Consider the following 23,256-nt stretch of genomic DNA (forward strand, 5'->3'; position numbering starts at 1 on the left):
CGTGTCTCCTTTTACTTAAGCAGTTGTTTGACGCGGTCAACGACGTTCTCTACCGTAAAGCCATACTCGCGAATCACGATCGGTCCCGGAGCGGATGCGCCGAATCTGTCGATACCGAGCACGCTGCCCTGGTCGCCGACATAGCGGTCCCAGCCGAACGAATGCCCCATCTCTACAGCAAGACGAGCCTTGACCTCCGGCAGGATCACGGAATCCTTGTAGGCTTGATCCTGACGGTCGAACAGTTCCCAGCTCGGCATGCTGATTACGCGTACCGCGATGCCTTCCTCAGCCAGTTGCTTCTGAGCGGCTACCGCCAGTTGGACTTCCGTACCTGTCGCGATAATCTGGGCCTGAGGCTTGCCATTCGCGCTATCTGCGATGACATAGGCACCGCGTTCCACTTCACCCTGTGCGGAGCCTGGCAGAGCCGCAGCAGCCTGACGGGAGAAAATGAGGGCAACCGGACCTTTTTTGTTAGCTACCGCATAACGCCATGCGCCTACAGTCTCGGTGCCGTCCGCAGGACGGATCACGGTAACGCCAGGAATGACGCGCAAGGCAGCCAATTGCTCGATCGGCTCATGCGTCGGACCGTCTTCACCAACGCCGATGCTGTCATGTGTGAACACGTAGATCGCAGGCACGTCCATAATAGACGCCAAACGGATCGCAGGACGCAGATAGTCGGAGAAGACGAAGAACGTGCCGCCGAAAACCTTAAGCCCGCCATGCAGCAGCATACCGTTCACAGCAGCGCCCATACCGAACTCGCGCACGCCGTAATAGATGTTGCGACCGCTGTAATCCTTGGCCGTCAGCGTTCCCAGACCCTTCATATGCGTCATGGTGGACGACTCCAGGTCAGCGGATCCGCCTACCAGCGAAGGAACCTGCTGAGCGATCGCGTTCAGTACGATACCGGAAGCTGTGCGTGTGCCCTTGTCAGCCGGTACATCCGCAGGAATCAAGGAATCCCAGCCTTCCGGAAGTTCGCCGCTAATGGCTGCTTCCAGCTGCTTCGCCAGCTCCGGATGAGCCTCGCCGTATGCCTTCACCAATGCATTCCATGCTTCGAAACGATCAATATTGCGGCGCTTGATATCCGCAAAGTGCGTTTGAACCGCTTCCGGCACATAGAAATGCTGGTTCTCGTCCCAGCCGTATACGCGCTTGGTCAATACGATCTCGTCTACGCCGAGCGGGGAGCCGTGTGGGCCGACATGGCCGCCCTTGCCAGCCTTGTTCGGGCTGCCGTAGCCGATGACCGTCTTCACCTCGATCAGCGTCGGACGGAAGTCCGCCTGCGCATCCAGCACAGCCTTGTGGATCGCGTCGAGATCATTGCCCTCTTCCACGCGAAGCACTTGCCAGCCGTAGCCTTCGAAACGCTGCAGCACGTTCTCGGAGAAGCTCAGGTTCAGCTCGCCATCCAGGGAGATATCATTCGAATCATACAGCACGATCAGCTTGCCAAGCTTCAGATGGCCAGCCAGGGAAGCCGCTTCGGAGGAAAGCCCCTCCATCAGATCCCCGTCGCCGCAGATCGCATAGGTATAGTGATCGATAACATGGAAGTCATCGCGGTTGTAGACAGCACCCAGATGCGCCTCGGCCATCGCCATACCTACCGCCATGCCGAGCCCTTGTCCGAGCGGGCCAGTCGTTGCGTCTACCCCTGCCGTATGGCCGACTTCGGGATGTCCAGGGGTCTTGCTGCCCCATTGACGGAAGTTTTTGATCTCATCCATGGACAGATCATAGCCCGACAGATGCAGCAAGCTATATAAAAGCATCGATCCATGTCCGGCGGACAATACGAAGCGGTCGCGGTTGATCCAAGTCGGAGCGTCCGGATTATGCTTCATTAGCTTGGCAAACAGCTCATAGCCCATTGGAGCTGCACCCATCGGCATTCCCGGATGGCCGGATTTCGCTTTCTCAATGGCATCGATAGACAGCGTACGGATCGTATCCACCGACAATTGATCGATCGTCTTGTTAGAAACAGTCATGAGTATCCTCCCAAATTCAAATTCAATATTTTCCTGCTGCAAAGTGATAAAGCAGGCTAAGCAAATATCCTTTATTGTACCATCCACTCCTATAGTTTGCCAAATCGAATCCGAAAGCATGCCTCCCGAATATCCCTGCGTTCCTATGCCTCCGCCCTGTTTGACAAGGCTTTTCAAAACATATAAAAATATTAATTGGAGTCGGAGGATTTGGGATTTCACTGTCGAATTAGTGACTTTAGCACTTAGGAGTTGGAAGGTTTTCCAGGAAAAAGATGTGCCATTCGCACTATACATACGGGCGGGAGTCGATCTATGAATCAAACACTGCTAGCGCTGGCCAATACGAGCCAGACTTATCGTAAAATGCTGAATTTGTACTGGAGCACGATTCTGCTGACGGTGATCTTGGAATTTGCCATTCAGCGGCTGCATTTTCAGGTCAGCCCCGCCGACATTCTGCCGTCACTCATCTGGCAAGCCTTTCTGCTAGCGCTGCTCACGGGAGGCGTCGACCTGCTCTACCGCTACCGCAATGTGCAGAGCGACTGGCTGCTGATTATGATGGGCATCCTGTATGCGTCCTCCATCATCGTGATGAACCCGACGATCGGGATCGTGCCCGCGATCTTCATCTTTCCCATTCTGACATCTGTTCTCGCCTTCAATCGAAAAAGAATCGCCGGGGTCTTCTTCCTCGTACTGGTCAGCTTCGCCCTGCTGTACGCCCTAAGCTCCCCGCTTCGTCATACGATGCAGCCCATGCACATGATCGGCATCCTGTTTCTGTACACGGGAACGACGGTCATCGCTCTAGCCATTACAAGCAGCGGCATCGAGCTGCTGAACAACCTCAAGCACGCCACAGAGGCCAAGCAGGAGCTGCTGGTCAAGAACATCATCATGGATACGCTCTCCAAAATTGACGCGCTTACCGATGTGTACAACCACAAAACCTTCCATGAGTATCTGGAAAAGCTGATCGAGCAAAATGAGCTGAATGAGCTTTCCCTGCAGCTCGCGATCCTCGACATCGATAATTTCAAACGGATCAACGATACGTACGGCCACTGGGTCGGCGATATCGTCCTGATGCGCGTAGCCTCGATTATCAAGGAAACGGTAACGCCACATGATTTCGTCGCCCGTTACGGCGGAGAGGAATTTGCCGTTATTTTCACCGAGAAAACATTGGACGAAGCCCATCGACTCTCCGAGCTGATCCGTCAGAGACTGTTCGTGACGATGCATCCGGAGCTGAACTCCAAGTCGGTCACGATCAGTATCGGCTTGCAGGAGTACGCTAAGGGAAAGGGCAAGGAAGCGCTATTCAAGGGAGCCGATGCCTCCCTATACGCAGCGAAGCGCACAGGGAAAAATAAAACCGTCATTCACTCCTTTCCGCAGGACGTGATGCCTTCAATCTCACCGGGCTTTGTACCCAAGAAAGCCGCTGAGTAGGCCGCTTGTCCAGTTCTCCAGAGAGCCGCGGCGCCCCGTACCGCCTAATCTAGCCAAGAAGGCCTCCATCTCTCTAGCGGAGATGAAGGCCTTCTTTCTTCATTTCATATGCTTGGTTTAGCTGAACACAACCGTCTTGTTCTCATGGACGATAACACGATCCTCGACGTGCCAATTCACAGCTTTGGCAAGAACCGTCCGTTCGATATGGCGGCCGATCCGCTTGAGATCGTCCACATTATCCCGATGGCTGACCCGCTGGACATCCTGCTCGATAATCGGACCTCCGTCCAGCTCCTCCGTCACGTAGTGAGCCGTAGCCCCGATAATCTTCACGCCGCGGTTATGCGCCTGGGCATACGGCTTGCCGCCGACGAAGGCCGGCAGGAAGGAGTGATGGATATTGATGATCTTGTTCGGGAAATGCTCGATGAAGGTCGGGGAAATAATCTGCATGTACCGTGCCAAAATAATCGCGTCCACGTTCCCCTTCACCAGCTCCAGATGGCGGCGCTCCGCCTCGGCTTTCGTATCCGCCGTTACCGGAATATGGTGATACGGGATGCCGAGAGACTCGACCAGGTCCCGCATCTCGTTGTGATTGCTGATGACCATCGCGATCTCCGCGTCCAGGTCGCCGGACTGCCAATGCCACAGCAGCTCCAGCAGGCAGTGGTCTTCCTTGGAGACGAGGATGGCCAGACGCTTCTTGCGGCTCGCCCGCGTGATGCTCCATTCCATCGAGAACTTCTCCGCGATCTTCGAGAAGTCTGCCTTCAGCTGCTGGCGGCGGTTGTCCAGATCCTCCAGATCGAACTCGATCCGGATGAAAAACAGACCGCCCTGAGCCGGCTCCATCGTATACTGGTCAGACTGGATAATATTCGCACCGTAGTCAAATAAAAACCGGGATACCGCAGCAACGATGCCCGGTTGGTCCGGACACGATACGAGCATGCGCGCCCGATTGGCGAGCGCATTGTTTTTTTGCTTGGTGATTTTGGGGACCATGTACCTGCTCTACTCCTTTATTCAACACATCTGGGGCGACTTTGCGCCTGTTGTTTCCCTGCTCTGGCGGCTGCCCGCTAGCCTTACCTTCTACCCTACAACGATCCTTAGACCGCTGTCAGCACATGCTCACCTGCGAACCAGGCGGTCAGACGCTGGTTCACCTGCTCCTCGCTCAGCTCCGGGAACAAGCTCTCGGCGGCGATCAGGTCGTACAGCCGTTCCATCGGCTCGCGTCCGTCGGCCTTCTTGGCCTTCGCGTCGTTCTTCAGCAGCTCCCATGTCGACAGCACGAATTGCCGCGGGTCCAGCTCCTGCTTCTTGAAGAAATGAGCCAGCTTCTCCACATCGGACAAGAAGCCGTCTCCGAACCGCTGCTTCACCGTATCGCTAAGCAGCGCAATCTCCGCTTCGTACATCGGACGCTGCGACGTGGAATCCTTGCCGATCCATGGCGTCTCGAGGATAAACGGCAGATGCTTCAACTGATCGTGATGCACGACGTTGTACATCGTCTTGAAGCCGAGCCAGCCTGCTCCGACCGGTGCGTGGCGGTCCTTGGCTGCGCCCCGCGGGTTTTTGCTGTCATTCAGGTGAATGACAGCCAGCCGATCCAGACCTACCGTACGGTCGAAGTGATCCAGCACGCCGTCCAGGTTGTTCACGATGTCGTAGCCGGCATCATTCACGTGGCAGGTGTCCAGACAAACCGTCAGCCTGTCGTTGCGCTCGACCTGCTCCATGATGGAGGCCAGCTCCTCGAAGCTGCGCCCGATTTCCGTGCCCTTACCAGCCATCGTCTCGAGCGCGATATGAACATTCGTATCCTTCACGCCTTCGAGTACCTCGTTCAACCCTTCGGCAATACGGGCGACTCCGTAATCGGCGTCTTTGTCCGTATACGCACCCGGATGAAGCACGATCTGCTTCACGCCGAGATAATCGGTGCGCCGGATCTCCTCCTGAAGGAAACGAACGGCAAGCTCATAGGTGTCGTCCTTGTAGGAACCCAAATTGACAATGTACGGGGCATGCACGATAATCTCGCCGATGCCGTGCTCCGCCATCACTGCGCGGCCTTCGTCGATGTATTGCTCCTGGATCGGCTTGCGGCGCGTGTTCTGAGGGGCGCCTGTATAGATCATAAATGTACCCGAGCCGTAGCTGACGGCTTCATTGGCTGCATTCAGCAGCCCTTTATCTGAAAACGAAACGTGTGAGCCGATTCGAACCATGTCGCCTTCCACTCCCTTTTCTAGCGATTGCTTGCTTAACTACCTCATATTTTACTAGGAATACGGCAAGAAATCTAGGAAAGGAATTTCCCTTTTGCCCTGCGGCATGCATTTTATTGCACGGTAAATTGCGGTATAATGGAAATTGAGGTGACCAGCGTGGTTTCATTTGTGATGAGTAACGCCCCGCATCCGGCGTTTATGTGGTTTATTATCTTCTGGGTTTTCGTGCTGCTGTTTGCGATGTCGGTAGGCGGCTATTTTATGTTCCGCAAGTTTTTCAAGGTGCTGCCGATGGCGGACGGCAAGTCCAAGCTGGACTGGCAGAATCATTACGTGGAGGCCTCACGGCATCTGTGGACCGATGAGGCCAAGGCTTTCCTGGACGTGCTCGTCGAGCCGGTTCCGACGCCATTCCGCGATATTGCCAAGCATTCCATCGCGGCGCGTATCGGACAGCTCGCACTGGAGGAGAAGGCTCCAGCCGTCACACAAGATCTCTGCATCAAGGGGTACATTCTGGCGACACCGAAGCGGGACTATAAGAGCCTGATCACCTTCCTGGACAAGAAGGAGATCGACTACTCGCCTTACAAGCATCTGCTGAACCAGGCGTGAGGCGACTCAGGTACTGCCGCATCCGGGTATGGCGGGCAGCTCTGTCAGGACCGCTCGCCGGATGACTGACGGCGCTGCATGAACGAATAAGGCTTCCTTTCCCCTAAGGGGAGGGAAGCCTTATTCGTATTCGGACAGCCCTTACTTTTTCTTCTTGGTATCCGGCTGTTGATTGGCTAACTTGACAGAGAGCGTAACGTTGTAGTTGGTCGGCTTCTTCACGTTGGGATCCCGCAGCTGAGACCGGAAGCCGACGAACGATATGCCGTTCACATCCAGCGTAACGGGGAACTCTTCCTTCTTCATGAAGGAAACTCTCCCGTCCATCACGATGTACAGATCGACGTCTTCCTTGGCCTTGAAGTCGATGGTCAAATACTTGCTGCCCTGCGTCTGAACGGCCGCCTCGAGATCTCCGCCGGTGGCCACATTCTTCGTCAATACGCCCTTTTCGTCGAAATAATCCCTCGGCTTAATCACCGATTTGTCCGTCCAATCCCGTGAGCCCGGATCTCCCGGGTGATTCTGAATCCCCCCGGGTGCATTGTTCGGCACCGACGTTCCCGGTGCGGCTCCCGTTGGAGAATTTCCTGTAGGGGTGGTCGCTGTTTTTCCATCCAGGTCCACCGTCGAATAGAAATTTAACCAGGTCTTGTTCTTCAGGAAATGATAGACCCGATCCAGGATGACTACGGCCTCCGCCCGGGTGACGGGGTCACGGGGACGGAACCGTCCATTGTCCGTCGGAGACATGATGCCGTTGAGCTTCAGCCCTGCCAGACCCTTGGCCTGCACATTGGACAGCTGATCGTCACCCAGGGTGCAGTCGCTCGTTCCTGTGCCGATCATCAACGTCTTATACACGGTAGGGTCTCCCGCGCGCATCCAGCCGCTGGTCGTATAGCGCCCGTCGGATACGGCAAAGCCGTAAGCCGGCCGGTCCTCCAGCAAACTCACGGGCATATCCTTGTATTGCTGGATAGCTGCACAAGCGTCGTTATCCGATACCTTGTCCAGGCTGACCAGCTTATTGCCGAACATCGCATACAGGATTTGCGCCAATTCCAGGCGTGAGAGCTGCTGATCGGGATTGAAGGCAAGCTCCCCCTCCTTATCCACACCGAAGCCGCCGATGCGGAAGCTCGCGTCGTACAGGTCGATAATCGGCTTATAAGCCCAATGGTCGGCGGTGACGTCGGCGAAGTAGGCGATCTTGTTCAGATCTGTTGCTTTGGCATTGGGCCGGTATGTGTCGAATAGCCGGTATACCATGGCGGTCCATTCCGCCTTACTGATGGCCTGATCCGGACGGAAGAGACCGTCAGGATACCCGGTTATGATCTGTTTACTTGTCATGACATCAATGGAGCTGGTGGCCCATACATAGCTAGAAGTGACATCGCTATAGCGGCTCGCGGCCTGAATCGGCTGAATCGGAAGCACAGACAGCCCTACCGCCGCAGTCATGGCTACCGCAATGCGGCGCAGCCACTGGTGTGGCATCTTGTTCATGGTTGATTCTACCTCCCGTCTCTTTAACCTATATCGGACGGAGCGGGATATTATTTTACCTATTTAGAGGAAATTACCGGGACCTTGTCTCCAGAATCTCTCGCAGTCTGGCTGGGTAATCCGTAATGATCCCAGAGAAGCCTGCCTCGACGGCCCGCTGCAGCTGCTCCGGCTCGTTAATCGTGTATGGATAAACCTGCAGTCCCTGGCTTACAGCCTGCGCCACATCGTCAGCATCCATGCTTAAATAATACGGGTGCAGGGAGTACACCTCCATGCCCGACAGCTCGGCCAGCCGGCTGTGGTCGATGAAATCCCCCACGTACAACAAACCTACGCGAAGCTCAGGCCGGTCTTGCTTCAGGCGATACAAAGTTTTATGGGAAAAGGAAGATATCACGGCCGTATCCAGACGTCCGAACTCGCTCAGCAGCCGCTGTAGCTCAGCGGATAGACGCGGACTATAGGCACACTTGACCTCTACGTTGATCATGATGTCAGCAGGAATGGCGGCAAAAACGTCTGCCAGCAGTGGAACCCGCTCCCCGGCGAATGACTCTCCGAACCAACTGCCCGCATCCAGCCGTCCAATCTCCAACGCAGTTAGCTGGTGGATGTACCCGCTGCCGTCTGTCGTCCGGTCAACCGTATGATCGTGACAGACGATCAGCGCACCATCTGCCGATTCATTAATATCAAGCTCCAAGGCATTCGCACCATGCGTCAGTGCCAGCTGGAACGAAGCTAGCGTATTCTCCGGCGCTTCTCCCGCAGCCCCACGGTGGCCGATAATCAATGGCGTCGTATGAGATAAATCGGGGCTTTTAATCAGATCTGACATAAGGGTAATCCTCCTCAGCATGAATGAATGATGGCAAGAGCCGTTCACTCCCGGCTGATGTCCTCCCTTATTATCCGCCGTACCTGTGCCGATTTCAAGGTTTATGGGCCGTATCCCACGTTAAGAAGCTGTAAAGGCCAGAAAGTGTCACTGGGCCTCGGGTACAGTCCAGCAGTGGAAATTGGAGGGGCGCTCGGAAGCCTGACCGTCATCGTTCTTTCGCTTGCTGGCCCCGGGATTCTGCGGATGCCCACAGCCTGACAGGGCACGAAAAAAGCCTGTCCTGACCTGCGCACAGCGGCGCCGATCAGACAGGCATGGCGGAACAGAGCTCCGCCGCTTGCTTACACGTACGTACTGCCTCAGGCAGAGCTACGCGCGGATGTCCACGTTCTTACCCAGATGCGCCGGTTGGGCGGCGGCGAAGTCCTGCAGCAGCACAGCTGCCTGTGCGGCTTGCGTGTCCTTCGTCTTGCTGAGGAGAGCAATCCCCACAGCCTGCTTCAGAGCATCCGGACTGGAAGTAGCGTTCAAGGCTGCTTGAATTTGCAATCGGATCACCTACATTCGCTTAGTCATCCGAGCAGCCCGGCCGAGCTGTTCGAACACTTCCATAATACGCCAATTCCTCCTCCCCCGTAAAGCGGGAGCGGGAGACTGCTCTTGTTCCTCAGCGGGAAGGACCAATTTCTAAGTGCAATGTCACGGTTATAGACCTGGACCTGCAAGTCATAAACAAAGAAGCCCGCCATACAAGGCGAGCTTCTTCTCAGGTATTGCAATATGCGGTTGAGAGGACTCGAACCTCCACGAGCGTACGCCCACTACCCCCTCAAGATAGCGTGTCTGCCATTCCACCACAACCGCGCGAATATTGATTATTATAATCGTTTTTGAAGAAATAGTAAAGGGGGGAATTAGTCAATTTTGACTAACTCCCGCTTCTTGTCGGATTCTGCGGATCTATCCTTGCCATACGCGTGTTTGCTTGTCCTCTCCCGTATACTCGATACGCTGTGGAGTCAGCTTTAAGATCGCGTACTCGGGATCATGTGGCCCCTGGAACCACTCCTGAAAGGAATCTTTCCATAGTCGCTGTCTCAGACTGTCCTCGGTGCATACCTCGGCTGTAGCTTCGATCTGCAAAATATCCGGCGATTTCTTTCCATCGTAGCCGACTAATACGTGGACATTCGGGTTGTTCCGCAGCTCGTCCACCTTGTCCGTCTTGGAGTTCGTAGCCAGGTAAATCGTCAGTTCCTCATGAAATAAAGCCATATACCGGACCTTCGGCTTCTGGCCATCGATCGTACCGAATGAACAAATACGGTTGGCCGCCAGAATGTCTACGATTTGCCGGTCGAGCTGTTGGGTCTGCTGCATAACGAAAGTCTCCCTTCCAAAGTTAGGCTGTTCGTTATATTCCCCCAAAAGCTCCCTTTCCAAACATAGACAAGTTATCGGGAAGCTTACAGAGATGCCGCCTTCTTCAGCGGAACCGCAATCCGGTACTTCACGCCGCTCCCGCGGCTTGCCGTCACTTCCCACTGCCCGTTCAGGAACAATACCCGCCCCCTCATCTGCTCCATGCCAATACCGTAACGTCCCTGATTCTTGTGCCCGGACTCCTGATAGTCGAAGCCAACCCCGTCATCCTCATACGTTAAGCAAAGAACCTGCCCGGACGCACTCAAGGTAAGGGTAACATGAGAGGCTTGCGAATGCTTCTTCGCATTATTGATCCATTCCTGTACGATACGGAATATATGCTTTTTCGTGATTAGTTCTTCCACTTCAATCAGGTCGCCGCTCTCCGCACGGAAGGTAATGTGGAATGGACTATTAGCGGCTTCTTGCTCCAGCCAGTTCCGCATAGTCGGGATCAATCCGATCTCACTAAGCAAGAACGGGTTTAATTCGAAGCAATTTTGACGCAGATTTGCATTAATCAGCTCAACAAAATTGATAATATGGGCCGCATGGCTCCGGTCCGCCGGGTCCATCACCACTTTGTCCAACAGGGACACGAACTTTCTTTTCAGAAAAAACAGGTCCTGCATCGTCGTATCATGAAGATCCGTGGCGATGCGGATTCGTTCCGCTTCCTGCAGCTCATACATCAGCTTTCGGAACCACTGGATGTCCTGGGCTGCCTGCTCATTAGGAAGCTGGGAGGCTAATTGCTCCAAGCGCAGCGTAAGCTTCCGGATTAGGTACAAGTTCTCCAAGCTAACGGCCAGATAGGTCGTAATGAGACGGAGCCACTGCACTTCTTCCCTGGTAAGGAGCGTGTTTGATTTCTTGCGCGTCAGAATCAGATAGCTCACATATTCTTCATGCCGGTTAACCTCGACGCAGGTGTAGGAAGAATGATCCGACAGCGAGCCTGAGAGGATCAGCTGTTCAACCTCCTCCGTATCGATGCTGCCGTGAGCGACCGTCTCGATCGTATCCGGGTACCGAAACACAATCGCCCCCCCTGCAACCTCGAGCGTATCCACAATATCCGCCACGAGCAGATCCTTTAACTCCAGGAAGCTGGAGATGCTTTCCAGGCGCTTGGAGATTTTCTTCAGCGCAGATTGCAGAGCAAACTTCCTCGGGAACATCACCGGCTCCAGCTTGGTTGTAAAATACTCTGCCGTGTACAGCACTGAAGCCACGAGTACCACCGATGAAACAAAGACAAAGAGAAGGTGACGGGCATCGATATCCCCTGGGAATACAAACGCATAGAAGCCGGTAAACACGCTGCAAGGAATAAGCGATAGCGCTACGGCCAGGACAAAGCGCCGAATAACATTGCCGATATCATACAGCTGCTCCGAGGCAATCAGATACGCGAACGATAAAGGGAACAACAGGATGAATACACTGGAGTATACCGATGTCACGATCTGATGACCGGCCAGCACCTTAGGGAGCACGGTGAAGCAGATGAAGGGCAGAAAGGAAATAAACAGGCACACCCAGACGCTCTTGATAATGGTCGACAGGTATGATTTCTCTTGCCGATGCTTGATATACAGGTAGGTCAGCAGTCCGATATTGATAAAAAATACGATCGCAAAAAAGGACAAGGTTACCGGATTATGCAGTAAATAAGCTTTGTACGCCAGTGGAGGGACAAAGTACAGCGTTCGGATGCCTACGCCCGCTACGACAATAGCATACAAATATTTCAATATGCCTCTCTTCAGGACCACATGGCATTTCTCCTGCAGGAAGACCAGCAAGAAATGCAGGAAAACCACCTGAAGGGCCATCATGCCGTTAGCTATCATGAATTTGCCCAAAGCGTCTCCCCGGACCGATGCCCCGAAGCTGAGCCAAATGATCCCGCAGATCATGAAAAAGAGAGCGAGCATCCTCGCCGAAGGCGAACGGCGCATCTTCACAGCCAAGAGCAGAGCCATCACCAAGCTTATGATCCCTACTCCTAGAGGAACCATATGATAGATCGGGATGTGACTGTCCTCCATCACCAAGGTCATTTCGGTCCCGTCCCTGGCCACAACCACTTCCCGCGCCTGCTCAACGGTCCTCCATTTCTGGATCTGCGGGGACAGGTCGGGCGACATGCCATCCACTCTGATCACACGATCTCCTACCTGAAGATTGGCTCCGGCTCCCGCCTGATCCAATTCCTTGATCACCCATTCTTGAGAGGCATCAAGTTTAACATAAATACCCAAATAAGGGGATTTAAAGGTGATCATTAAGCACCAGACAACCGATAGGGTAAGGGTCAAAAAAATAATCCATTTGTACCATTTTTTCTTCATATTTTTAACCTCTTCGCGACATTATTTGCTATAATGAAATCGTTACAACATTCCACGGAAAAGGGTGACCCTTATGAACCTCATCCAATTATCGCCTCAACTTCACCAAACGGTAAAGCAAATGAAAGAAACCGGCTTGAACAGCAAGGATCTTGCTTCCGCTTCCCAAACTTCTGTTGCAACGCTGTCTGAGGTCGAGTCCTATGCTGTAATGAAAACCTTCAATCTTCCTGAAAAGGCAAAAAGAACGCTAGAACCACGCTCCGAATGGTAATCGTTCCTTTGATGTAGTCATATTTTAACAAATGAAAAAAGGATTGTATATTAGCGCTTGCTAAGCATACAATCCTTTTTTTTCACGAAAGGGCTGCTGAGTCGTCATGCGGCCTGCGAGGACTCGAACCTCCTCGGCCGTATGTCCGCTCCCCATCAAGATAGCGTGTCTGCCATTCCACCATAACCTTAAATCAATGTAATTTATTATATCGGACTGTCCTGCTGCTGACAACCCTGTTGCGGGCGAGTTGAACGGAGCCTCCGGCTTGTTTGGGAAGCTTCTCCGGGGTGTGGTAAACTATCACTATCACTCCCTATTCCCATCAGGCAAGAGGTGTTCCGATGCTGGTCTATGAAGCTTCCGGTCGTCAAGCGACCGAACAGCCGCTGCGCCTGCCGCATAGCGGCGAAACCGTGTGGATTCATCTGGAGAAGCCAGAGCCGTCCGAGGTTGAGCACGTGCTCGGTGAATTATTCCACTGCCATCCCCTTGTCATCGAGGATTGCATTCAGTTGAATCAACGCCCCAAAATGGACCGTTATGCGGACCATATTTTCCTGACGTTCTTCCCTGTGCTGGACCAGCAGCTGCATACGGCCGAAATGGCCTTCGTCATCGGCGAGAACTATGTGGTCACGATCTGCAAGGAATCGCTCCCGGTTCTGGAGGAGCTGAAAAGCTATTTTCTACAGATGGACGAGAGCATGGCTTCGCCGGGCAGTATTCTATACCGGCTGCTGGACCGGTTTGTCGATGATTATACCCAGATCATCAATCTGGTCGAGGATCGGCTGGACCGGCTGGAGAGAGCTATTTTTCGCAATCCGTACCTTCAGGTTTCGCGGGAGGTATTCACACTGAAGAGAACTCTTCATCAGCTGCGCCGCATCATTGTCGAAGAGAAGACCGTGCTGGGCACCATCGGACACCAAAATTTCCCTTATATGAAGATGGAAGCCGACGTCTATTTCATAGATATTTACGATCATATCTCCCGGGTCGTGGACTCCATCGACATGTTCCGAGAGTCCTTATTCGGTCTGCTCGAGCTCCAGATGGGCATGAAGTCGGACCGCATGAACGAGATTATGAAGACCTTAACCATTATCAGCTGTATTTTCCTGCCGCTTACGTTTATTGTCGGCTTGTATGGGATGAACTTCGAGAATATGCCCGAAATTCACTGGCCGTGGGGCTATGCGTACGTATGGCTCGTCCTGATCGCGACTTCAATTGGGATGTGGCTGATTTTTAAGTGGAAGAAGTGGTTGTAGAAGATGGGGCGGGACGTACCTTCTGTTCGGGTTCGGCTACCTCTTCCTTGCGGAAAAGAAAAGCGCGCCGCCAGTTGGCTGGTTTTACGGAGAGAGAGGGATGCTCGCGGCTTCGCCTGCGAGACTCCGCGCGCCTTGCCTTTGCGCTTCGACGCCCCCTCTGCTCGGGTTCGACTCCCTCTTCCTTGTGGAAAAGAAAACGCGCTGCCAGTGAGTACGGAGAGAGAGGGATACTCGCGGCTCCGCCTGCGAGACTCCGCGCGCCATGCCTTTGCGCTCCGACGCCCCCTCTGCTCGGGTTCGAATCCCTCTCTCTCCGTAAAGATAAAAAAGCTGCCTATGCAGGCAGCCTTTTTATCTTTACGGAGAGAGAGGGATTCGAACCCTCGCACCACTTGCGCAGTCTAACCCCTTAGCAGAGGGTCCCCTTGAGCCACTTGGGTATCTCTCCAGAATGTTGGCTCCCCGAACAGGACTCGAACCTGTGACAACTCGATTAACAGTCGAGTGCTCTACCAACTGAGCTATCAGGGAAGGACAATTTTTAATTTATCATGAATGAGAATCCAAGTCAAGCTTTACCAGCTTGAGTTTTCCTTTGCAATGTCCGCATACAAAACGCCGCGGATCTGTCTTTCGTTTACGCAAATATTCAGCCGAACAAGCCAGACAAACGAGCTTGTACCGGTAAGGTTCCTTCCGCTGCAGATCAGCCGGCAGCGACTTGCAATAGCGGGTGCCCCCGACAAGGGCCAGCAGCTTTTTGAAATCGTCATCCCGGTGCTGATAGCCGTGTCCCAGAATATGAAGGTGATAATGGCATAGCTCATGCTTAATAATTTTCTCAACGTCCTGCTCGCCGAATTGCTCGAATTGAAGCCAGCTGATCTCAATATCATGGCTTCCGGTGAAATAGCGGCCTCCCGTTGATTTCAATCGTTTGTTAAACCTCGCCTGATGCTCGAAAGGACGTCCAAACGACGACAGCGAAATTTGCTCCACCCACTGCTGCAGCTGCCGATCATTCATGCTCCATGATCCCACCCCTAAGCTCATTTCTCTGTAGGTTTCTCACTTGAATTGTAACCGCAGGTTACGCTACACTGTCAAGTAGGAATCTTGCCCGCACGACTAAGTTTTTATTCGGTTCTGACGATAGGAGAGATAAGAATGACATCCAAAACGAAATACGCGCTGCTCCAGCATCAAGACCAGCTGGAATTTGTCGAAATGCCTGCTACGCATATGTACCAGCTCGCCGCGCTTAACCAGCGCCTGCACAAGGAATTGGAGAAGCTGACGGTTCCGGGGATACCGGCCCTGCCTCATTTTATCGCCGAATTCCAGGGTCTGGAGATTGTGAAGCCGGGCTATGAGCTGCAGCAAGGGCTCGCCTACATCAACAGGCTGGAGCAAACATTCGCAGCCCTTCAAGCCCAGGAGAAGCAGTACCCGCTAGTTTCCCTACTGACGGAAATCCGTGCCCTCCAAGCTCAATTGGAGCAGTGGTACGAAGAGGAAGAAGAGCTCGCCTAGAAATACGGACCTGCACCGTACAGTACCCTCGCCCATATGCTATATCAACTAGCAGCTTAGAGGGAAAGGGCTGATCGTCTTGCCACAATGGCTTTGCAACCAATTGATGCGTGCCTTCTACAACAAAAACAGGCGGCAAATCCGCTTGCTTAACGATTGCTGGTATTTCTACCGGACCCGCAAGTCCGATACGGAAGCTCCAGGCTTCCATTCGCAGCTCTAATCGATGGAAGAACGTTGCCGAATGGCCAAATAGAGCATAGCCCCCGAGTGCGGCCGATGCTCTATTTGTTATGCGGATAAAGGTCAAGGCTTCTTCATCGTTAAGCCGACCCGGCCCTTCTTCACATCCACGTTCAACACCCACACAGTCACCACATCGCCTACGGATACGACATCCATCGGATGCTTGACATATGAGTTGCTAAGCTGGGAAATATGGACCAGCCCGTCGTTCTTGATCCCGATATCCACGAAGGCACCGAAATCGATGACGTTACGGACTGTCCCCTTCAACTCCATCCCCGGCGTCAGATCCTCCAGCTGCAGCACATCCGTGCGGAACAGCGGAGCCTCCAGCTCCTCGCGCGGGTCGCGTCCCGGCCGCAGCAGCGAATCCAGGATGTCGCGCAGCGTCGGCACTCCTACACCGAGCTTGTCGGCCAGTTCTGCAGGCTCCAGACGCTGCAGAACAGCCTTCAACTCCTCGCTGCCCAGCTTGGACACATCCAGTTTCTGGTCGCGGAACAGCTTGTCCACTACGGCGTACGACTCCGGATGGATCGGCGTATTGTCTAGCGGATTGCCCCCGCCGGGAATTCGCAGGAAGCCTACGCACTGCTCGAAGGCCTTGGCGCCGAGGCGGGGAACCTTCTGCAGCTGTGTCCGGCTCGCGAACTTGCCGTTCTCATCGCGGAACTTCACAATATTTTTCGCCAACGTGCCGTTGATTCCGGATACGTAAGAAAGCAGCGAAGCTGACGCCGTGTTCACATCGACGCCCACGTGGTTAACCGCCGATTCGACGACGAAGGTCAGGCTTTCATCCAGCCGCTTCTGCGTCACGTCATGCTGGTATTGGCCGACGCCGATCGCCTTGGGCTCGATCTTCACGAGCTCGGCCAGCGGGTCCTGAAGCCGTCTGGCGATGGATATGGCGCTGCGCTCCGACACGTCGAGGTCGGGGAACTCCGCCTGCGCCAGCTTGGAGGCTGAATACACGCTAGCGCCCGCTTCATTCACAATCAGATAAGCTAGCTTACGGGATTTCACTTCGCTGATCAGCTCGGCGACGAACTGCTCCGTCTCCCGCGAAGCGGTCCCGTTGCCGATGACAATCAGCTCTACGCTATAGCTTTCGATCAGACGCTTGAATACGGCTTTGGCCTCGGCGACTTTATTGTTCGGAGGTGTCGGGTAGGTAACGGCAATCTCCAGCATTTTACCGGTATCGTCGATCACGGCCAGCTTACAGCCTGTCCGGTAGGCCGGGTCGACACCCAGGACCACCTTGCCCTTGACCGGCGGCTGCAGCAGCAGATTCCGCAGATTCTCCGCGAACACCTGGATCGCCTTCTCCTCGGCCTTCTCGGTCATTTCTCCCCGAACTTCACGCTCAATGGATGGAGCGAGCAGACGCTTATACGCATCCTCAATGACGGCGGTCAGCGTATCGCGGGTCACGGACGGGCCCTTGATCAGCTGCTTGCCGATGAAGTCGTGAATGCGGTCCGTCTGTACATCCAGCGAGACCTTGAGCACATCCTCACGCTCTCCCCGGTTAATCGCGAGTATACGGTGAGGCGGAAGCTTGCGGACCGGCTCCTGGTAGCTGTAATACATCTCGTACACAGACTCCTGATCGGCCTTGCGCGCCTCCGTGCTGACAATGCCTTGCTCGAACGTATGCCGGCGCACCCAGGCGCGGATCTTCGCATCGTCAGCCACCTGTTCGGCTATAATATCCATCGCGCCCTGAATGGCCTCCTCCGCTGTTGAGACGGCTCTGTCTTCATTGACATACTTTGAAGCCTCAGCCGTCAGATTGCCCTGTCTCGGCTGCGATAACAGCCACTGGGCAAGCGGCTCCAGTCCCTTCTCCTTGGCGACGCTGGCGCGGGTCTTGCGCTTCTGCCGGTAAGGACGGTACAGATCCTCAACCTCCTGCAGCTTGCCGGCCCGCTCAATCGAAGCGCGCAGCTCGCCGGTCAGCTTGCCCTGCTCCTCGATCAAGCGCATCACTTCCAGCTTGCGGCTCTCCAGGTTGCGCAGATACGTAAGACGCTCTTCGATGTCGCGCAGCTGGTTTTCATCCAGCTCGCCCGTCATTTCCTTGCGGTACCGCGCGATGAAAGGGATCGTATTGCCCTCGTCCAGCAGGCCGACGGTCGTCTTGACCCGACCGCCGCCAATCTGCAGCTCGTCTGCGATCTGCCTCGTGATCCGCTCTTGAATGGCCGCCTTCTTTTCCTCCGTCAGCTCCATGGTTACAGTCTCTTCTGCTCCTGTTTGGCTGACTTGCTTCCCTTGTTCGTTCGCCATCTCTCCGTCTCCTCCCGGGCACAAAAAAACGAGGGCATCAGACACCCCCGCTCATGAGCCGCATCATCAAAACTCGATCAGTCCAACGCTAATCTGCAACGCATCATCGACCTTGCGCATGGTTTCATCATCCAAATGCGTAATCTTGTCCGTCAGACGCTGCTTGTCAATCGTCCGGATTTGCTCAAGCAAAATAACGGAATCTCTGTCAAACCCGTGCGCTTCCGCGTCAATCTCCACATGAGTCGGCAGCTTGGCCTTCTGAATCTGTGCCGTAATCGCCGCCACGATCACCGTGGGACTGAAGCGATTGCCAATATCATTCTGAATGATCAGCACAGGACGAATCCCTCCCTGCTCCGAACCGACAACCGGTGAGAGATCCGCGAAAAAAACATCGCCACGTTTGACAATCAATGGCTACACCCCGCTAACGAGACGGTCAAGCGTAAGATCCGCTTCTTCTTCCGCCTGGAAGGCTTCCGAGGCCATATTGAGATTGATTTTCGCCATTTCCATGTACCCGCGCTGCATCGACTCCCTCAGATGCCGTTTCTTCCGCTCGCCGAGATACAGCTTCATCGCCTGGCGGATAAACTCGCTGCGGTTCGAGTTCTCCTTCTCCACCAGGTGATCCACTTCCTCCAGCAGATAGTCCGGCAAACTGATCATGATGCGCTTCGTGTTATGAGCATTGGCCACCTATTCATGCACCCCCAAGAGACATACAAAAAGCTTATTTCCATTATGGCAATCTTCCAGTAAAAATATACAAGATCAATATATGCTCTGAGTATATCAATTATGTTATACCGCACGTGATCTTCTGAGTATGCTACCCTTACATATTCGCGGCAAAGAAAGAAAATCCTCTCAAGTTTCAGCAAAATATGCAGTGGAAATTCCATCCACCTGGGATTTTGTCCTTCTTAGAGCCTACTGCTCCCACAAATGGCGAAGCAGCGGATTCACCGATCGTACCACCCTTCCACCTTTCACATACACCCTGGGAACCCGGTGTGAGATCATACAGACCACTTCATAATTAATCGTCCCGAGCCATGCTGCATGCTCCTCAGCGGTAATCCGCTCCTGGCCCTGCATGCCTAGGATTACAACTTCTTCCTCCATAGATATATCGGCAAGTCCGGTCACATTCAACATACATTGATCCATACAAATTCTTCCAACGACCGGGACGCGCTGCCCCCGGATCAGCACCTGCGCCTTGTCCGTCAGCATCCGGGAGAAGCCGTCGGCATAGCCGATCGGCAGCGTCGCTATCGTCTCTTCACCACTCGTCCGGTACACGGCCCCATAGCTAATGCCCTCGCCAGCAGAGACTTGCTTCACCATCACGACGCCTGTCTTGATGCTGAGTACAGGCTCCAGCTCTATCAGCGTCTTGTTGACTTCCTCCGATGGATATAGCCCGTACATGGCAATACCCAGACGCACCATATTGAACGTCATCGTCGGCAAATCGATCGCTGCGGCGCTGTTGCCCGCATGTATGTACGGAAATTCGATGCCCCGTTCCTGAAAATGACGAACCACCTGCGTGAAGCGATCGTATTGGCCGCGGGTATGGCTTTTATCCGCCTCATCGGCACAGGCATAATGGGTAAACACCCCTTCGACCTCGATGCCCGTCGTGTGCCGCGCCCGCTCTATGAACCGGATCGCCGCTTCAGCGTCTCCGATCCCGAGCCGGTTCATGCCGGAATCTATTTTAATATGTATACGAAGGGGACGTGCCTTGGCCTCAGGTAGCACCAGCCGTTCCCATGCCATCAGGACCTCTTCCGTATATACATTTAATGCAATGTCTTGCTCCCAGGCCGTTAACAGCCCTTCTGGAGGCGTGTACCCCAGCACTAGAATCGGCGCGGTAATGCCTGCTCTGCGCAGCTCCAAGCCTTCGTCCAAGAACGCGACGGCGATATATTCAACTCCGCAGCTCAGCGCTTCGCGGCACACCTCAACGGCGCCATGCCCATAGGCATCCGCCTTCACGACCGCCATCATGCGCACCTCTGCAGGCAGCGCCTCGCGGAACGACTCCAGGTTATGGCGCAGCGCATCCAGCGAAATCTCGACCCGCGTCGGCCGATAAAATGAATCCACTTACTCCACCTTCTTCTGCCTCATTTGATGCAATATCCCCATGTTAATCCGGCTCTCTGGGACTGTCAACCGATAGATTGGTGATGGGAGCGTGACACTACAGTCTGCTGCCAATTGCCCCCATACCTCTGCGATATCTATACTTATTCGAGGAACCATACTTTATTTCACGCCGCCCCGGAAAAACAAGCAGGCCCCGCAACTCTGCAGCTGCGAGGCTCTTATCCTATGGCTAAACGCTACTATCTATTTCCCCATCTCGCCTTGAACGGCCTGGGCCACCTTGATCATCTCCGTATCCGGGAGATCGCCTGTCGACAGCCGGAATTCAACACCGTCATAAGTCCAGGTCAGCGTCCTCTTCGCATCTCCAGTTACGACGCCCAAGGTGAAGCCCAGATCCATAATATCCCCCGGCAGGATGGACGCTGTTTTTTCTTTGGGCCGCGACTCGATCAGCGTGTAACTATAGGTGCCTGAGTAACGGAGCATGACGGCTTTGTCCTCGCCCAGCTTGATCTCCGTCATATCCTGCTTCTTCACGCCGCTCGGCATATAGCTAGGCTCAATGATGCCGAAGGAGAGCTGATTAGCTCCTGCTGTAGATGCTTTGTCCGATGCGCCGGACTTAGAGGCTGCTGCTCCTGTCTGACCTCCGCCTGGGGCTGCTCCATTTGCCGCTTTATCGGTGCCTGTAGTTCCGTTTGCTGCTTTGTTCGTGCCTGTAGTTCCTGCAGCTCCATTTGCGGCTTGACCACTGACAGCTGCGCCTGACGTCGCAGTCGCTTTATCTGTTGTTGCCGGTGCTTGAGCTCCAGGAGCCGCCTTGCCGGCTGCTGCACCGTTTCCTGCAGTCGCTTTGTCACTGCCTGCAGGGGCTGGCTGCTTGCTGTCGGTTTGGCTGCCGCTTGCGCTACCTGCTTTCTGGCCTTGGCCTCCTGCCTGCCCGCTTACCGCCGTATCCTTCGTACCCTTGGCAGCTCCCGTTTTACCCGCTACTCCGTGATCATGACCTACCGTCGGCAGCGTCTTCATACTCGTCCCCGTCATATTACGCTGCATGTCGAACTGATCCTTCTCGAACTTCGTACCGAATTCGAATTTATCGAACTTCACGATAACCATCACATTATTATTGGCATCGGCCACTTCCACATGCTGTGGCGCATAATTCTTCTTGTCCAGCCATACCTTCTGACGGGCCAGCGAGCCGTTCTGGTAATTCGCCTCTACGTCGAAGACGTACGAGTTCTCATCCTTGGTGAACTGCCGCTCATTGTCTATAAGAATGGATTGAACAAGCGATTGGTACAAATAAACCTGTCCCTGATTTTCCGGCCAGTCACTCTGAAAGCGGAAACTCTTGTTCAAATGCGGCGTCAGAACGAATACGCCGTCGTCATTGCGCAGTACAATTTGCGTAATATCCTTCTTCGCATTCGTCAACGAAATCCGGTAATACGAATCTGCCATAAAGCAGACCTCAACCGCATACTCCTGCGGCTCCGTGCCCGTATTCAGTGTCATTCGTCCCTCAGCATGATAACTACTCAGCTTGCTCACAACCCCATCCAGATCCTTAACGACCGAGCCCGCATCCTTCTTTCCGATCAGCCCGCACCCCGAAAGTACCAAGCTCAAGACCAGCATCAGAGCCACCGCCCATTTGAACCGCCGCATAGCCTTCATCCCTCCACGACATTATCGATTTGCATCTGATAACATGTCTATGTGGGGGGTTGTTCGATTATGCAGACAAGGTTGGGCCAGGAACTAAAAACTCCTATAACCGTGAGGTTATAGGAGCTAGTAAGCATTCTTATTGATGAATCCATTGACGATCGTCTTCCAGATAATCCGAATATCGAATAGAAAAGTCCAATTTTCAATGTAAAAAATATCGTATTTGATCCGGTCCTCGATCGACGTATCGCCGCGGAGTCCATTGGATTGAGCCCAGCCTGTGATCCCCGGACGGATATGATGCTTGACCATATACTTCGGAATCTCTTCCCTGAATTGATCGACGAAAAAAGGACGCTCCGGACGCGGTCCGACGACACTCATATGGCCGAACAACACATTGCAAAACTGCGGAAGCTCATCCAGACTCGTCTTCCGAAGGAACGAGCCGAATTTCGTCTTGCGCGGATCGTTCTCGGTCGTCCATTTCGTATCGGAGCTGTCTTCACTTTGCACACGCATCGAACGAAACTTGTACATCATGAAGTTCCGTCTGTTTAACCCGACACGCTCCTGCTTGAAAATGACCGGCCCCGGCGACGTGAACTTGATCCCGACCGCAATCAGAATCAATAGCGGCGAAGTCATAATGATGGCCGCCAAAGAGAACGCTATATCGAACAGCCGTTTAAAGAACCGGTTGCGCATCTCGTCGAGCGGGATATCCCGAACGTTGATCAGCGGCATACCCGCGAAATTATCGAAGTACGGCCTCGATGGCAGGAAATCGAAATAGTCGGGAATAATGAGCGTCTTCACGCCTGCCTTCTCACACGTGTTGATAATGCGTCCATACTTGCTGTGCGCAGCTAGCGGAAGCGCAATAATGACCTCATCCACCAGTTCTGAGCCCAGCACACTCTCCAACTCATCCACCCGGCCAATAATGCTGCTGTAGCTCTCGAAACCGGGTTCGTGGTTCTCGTGGTAATCATCCAGGAAGCCTACCACTTCGTAGCCGAGCTCAGGATGCTGCATCAGATTGTGGTAGAAGTTCCTTCCGAGTGTTCCGGCACCCAGGATCAGGACAAACGGCCCAACTGGACAAGTTTGGCCAGAGGTTTTTACAGATGCAGATGCCGGTAAACTGCAAGAAAAAACCGGATTTACAAAAGAAACCAGCTTCCTTCGTTCGCGTATGGCTCATACATATTCTTCATCCTCACTATGCGCGGTTTTTGATCCAATTGCTACTAATTCCCTGCAAATGAATTGGACGAAACTAGCCTCAAATCCTTGTCATGACTGGCTTTTTGATTATTCAGCAAGCCCTAAATAAC

20 protein-coding genes, 3 tRNA genes and 1 pseudogene are annotated in these 23,256 nt (G+C 53.8%); 6 read left to right on the forward strand and 18 right to left on the reverse strand.

Annotation, left to right across the window (positions count from 1 at the left end):
• Window positions 1-11: 11 nt before the first annotated feature.
• Complete coding sequence (tkt, locus tag WMW72_RS24365; RefSeq protein WP_341418185.1) at window positions 12-2,015, reverse strand: transketolase; 2,004 nt, start codon at window positions 2,013-2,015, stop codon at window positions 12-14.
• 315 nt (window positions 2,016-2,330) lie between these two features.
• Between tkt and WMW72_RS24370 the strand changes: the two genes are divergently transcribed.
• Window positions 2,331-3,476 (forward strand): GGDEF domain-containing protein, encoded by a 1,146-nt coding sequence (locus WMW72_RS24370; protein ID WP_341418186.1) that lies wholly within the window; start codon window positions 2,331-2,333, stop codon window positions 3,474-3,476.
• Window positions 3,477-3,593: 117 nt separating this feature from the next.
• Here WMW72_RS24370 and purU read toward each other — a convergent pair whose 3' ends face one another.
• Together purU and WMW72_RS24380 are read right to left on the reverse strand one after the other, a co-directional pair.
• Window positions 3,594-4,487: a formyltetrahydrofolate deformylase gene (purU, locus tag WMW72_RS24375; protein ID WP_341418187.1), complete on the reverse strand. Its 894-nt coding sequence runs from the start codon at window positions 4,485-4,487 to the stop codon at window positions 3,594-3,596.
• A 107-nt stretch (window positions 4,488-4,594) separates the two neighbouring features.
• Window positions 4,595-5,722 carry a deoxyribonuclease IV gene (locus tag WMW72_RS24380; protein ID WP_341418188.1) on the reverse strand — a complete coding sequence of 376 codons (1,128 nt, stop codon included), beginning with the start codon at window positions 5,720-5,722 and terminating at the stop codon, window positions 4,595-4,597.
• Between the two features lie 174 nt (window positions 5,723-5,896).
• Here WMW72_RS24380 and WMW72_RS24385 point away from each other — a divergent pair, with 174 nt between their 5' ends.
• Window positions 5,897-6,340 (forward strand): DUF2621 domain-containing protein, encoded by a 444-nt coding sequence (locus WMW72_RS24385; protein ID WP_341418189.1) that lies wholly within the window; start codon window positions 5,897-5,899, stop codon window positions 6,338-6,340.
• Between the two features lie 141 nt (window positions 6,341-6,481).
• On the opposite strand, the gene WMW72_RS24390 is transcribed toward WMW72_RS24385, so the two are convergent.
• From WMW72_RS24390 to WMW72_RS24415, 6 genes are all read right to left on the reverse strand, one after another.
• A complete protein-coding gene (locus WMW72_RS24390; protein WP_341418190.1) occupies window positions 6,482-7,852 on the reverse strand; it encodes an S-layer homology domain-containing protein in 1,371 nt (456 codons plus the stop codon).
• 73 nt (window positions 7,853-7,925) lie between these two features.
• Window positions 7,926-8,693 carry a glycerophosphodiester phosphodiesterase gene (locus WMW72_RS24395; protein WP_341418191.1) on the reverse strand — a complete coding sequence of 256 codons (768 nt, stop codon included), beginning with the start codon at window positions 8,691-8,693 and terminating at the stop codon, window positions 7,926-7,928.
• 372 nt (window positions 8,694-9,065) lie between these two features.
• Complete coding sequence (locus WMW72_RS24400) at window positions 9,066-9,254, reverse strand: YjfB family protein (protein WP_341418192.1); 189 nt, start codon at window positions 9,252-9,254, stop codon at window positions 9,066-9,068.
• A 223-nt stretch (window positions 9,255-9,477) separates the two neighbouring features.
• Window positions 9,478-9,560 (reverse strand) — tRNA-Leu (locus tag WMW72_RS24405).
• A gap of 96 nt (window positions 9,561-9,656) precedes the next feature.
• Window positions 9,657-10,076, reverse strand: a complete 420-nt coding sequence (locus tag WMW72_RS24410) for a pyridoxamine 5'-phosphate oxidase family protein (protein ID WP_341418193.1) — start codon at window positions 10,074-10,076, stop codon at window positions 9,657-9,659.
• 86 nt (window positions 10,077-10,162) lie between these two features.
• On the reverse strand, window positions 10,163-12,478 hold the full coding sequence (locus WMW72_RS24415; RefSeq protein WP_341418194.1) for a sensor histidine kinase: 2,316 nt from the start codon (window positions 12,476-12,478) through the stop codon (window positions 10,163-10,165).
• 73 nt (window positions 12,479-12,551) lie between these two features.
• On the opposite strand from WMW72_RS24415, the gene WMW72_RS24420 reads away from it, so the two are divergent.
• Together WMW72_RS24420 and corA are read left to right on the forward strand one after the other, a co-directional pair.
• Window positions 12,552-12,752, forward strand: a complete 201-nt coding sequence (locus tag WMW72_RS24420; protein ID WP_341418195.1) for a hypothetical protein — start codon at window positions 12,552-12,554, stop codon at window positions 12,750-12,752.
• A 344-nt stretch (window positions 12,753-13,096) separates the two neighbouring features.
• A complete protein-coding gene (gene corA, locus WMW72_RS24425; RefSeq protein ID WP_341418196.1) occupies window positions 13,097-14,029 on the forward strand; it encodes a magnesium/cobalt transporter CorA in 933 nt (310 codons plus the stop codon).
• A 363-nt stretch (window positions 14,030-14,392) separates the two neighbouring features.
• Here corA and WMW72_RS24430 read toward each other — a convergent pair.
• From WMW72_RS24430 to WMW72_RS24440, 3 genes are all read right to left on the reverse strand, one after another.
• Window positions 14,393-14,480: transfer RNA gene (locus WMW72_RS24430), tRNA-Ser, on the reverse strand.
• 7 nt (window positions 14,481-14,487) lie between these two features.
• Window positions 14,488-14,563 (reverse strand) — tRNA-Asn (locus WMW72_RS24435).
• Window positions 14,564-14,581: 18 nt separating this feature from the next.
• A complete protein-coding gene (locus WMW72_RS24440; RefSeq protein WP_341418197.1) occupies window positions 14,582-15,058 on the reverse strand; it encodes a SprT family protein in 477 nt (158 codons plus the stop codon).
• A 141-nt stretch (window positions 15,059-15,199) separates the two neighbouring features.
• On the opposite strand from WMW72_RS24440, the gene WMW72_RS24445 reads away from it, so the two are divergent.
• Window positions 15,200-15,565: a hydrolase/acyltransferase gene (locus WMW72_RS24445; protein ID WP_341418198.1), complete on the forward strand. Its 366-nt coding sequence runs from the start codon at window positions 15,200-15,202 to the stop codon at window positions 15,563-15,565.
• Between the two features lie 79 nt (window positions 15,566-15,644).
• On the forward strand, window positions 15,645-15,788 hold the full coding sequence (gene cmpA / locus WMW72_RS24450; protein WP_341418199.1) for a cortex morphogenetic protein CmpA: 144 nt from the start codon (window positions 15,645-15,647) through the stop codon (window positions 15,786-15,788).
• 83 nt (window positions 15,789-15,871) lie between these two features.
• Here cmpA and WMW72_RS24455 read toward each other — a convergent pair whose 3' ends face one another.
• The 6 genes and pseudogenes from WMW72_RS24455 to WMW72_RS24480 all read right to left on the reverse strand — a co-directional run.
• Window positions 15,872-18,106 (reverse strand): Tex family protein, encoded by a 2,235-nt coding sequence (locus WMW72_RS24455; protein ID WP_341418200.1) that lies wholly within the window; start codon window positions 18,104-18,106, stop codon window positions 15,872-15,874.
• A gap of 66 nt (window positions 18,107-18,172) precedes the next feature.
• Entirely contained in the window at window positions 18,173-18,523 is a 351-nt protein-coding gene (locus WMW72_RS24460) for a type II toxin-antitoxin system PemK/MazF family toxin (RefSeq protein WP_072331189.1), read from the reverse strand.
• Window positions 18,524-18,526: 3 nt separating this feature from the next.
• The gene (locus WMW72_RS24465; protein WP_072331191.1) at window positions 18,527-18,808 is read right to left on the reverse strand and encodes a CopG family ribbon-helix-helix protein; all 282 of its coding nucleotides are present in this window, start codon (window positions 18,806-18,808) and stop codon (window positions 18,527-18,529) included.
• A gap of 234 nt (window positions 18,809-19,042) precedes the next feature.
• Window positions 19,043-20,233, reverse strand: coding sequence for an alanine racemase (gene alr, locus WMW72_RS24470; protein WP_341418201.1), 1,191 nt, complete (start codon window positions 20,231-20,233; stop codon window positions 19,043-19,045).
• Between the two features lie 246 nt (window positions 20,234-20,479).
• Window positions 20,480-21,913: a LolA family protein gene (locus WMW72_RS24475; RefSeq protein WP_341418202.1), complete on the reverse strand. Its 1,434-nt coding sequence runs from the start codon at window positions 21,911-21,913 to the stop codon at window positions 20,480-20,482.
• 126 nt (window positions 21,914-22,039) lie between these two features.
• Window positions 22,040-23,008, reverse strand: a pseudogene (locus WMW72_RS24480) (undecaprenyl-phosphate glucose phosphotransferase); the annotation flags it as partial.
• Between the last annotated feature and the right edge of the window lie 248 nt (window positions 23,009-23,256).

Source organism: Paenibacillus filicis, from assembly GCF_038070315.1.
Classification (GTDB): Bacteria; Bacillota; Bacilli; order Paenibacillales; family NBRC-103111; genus Paenibacillus_G; species Paenibacillus_G filicis.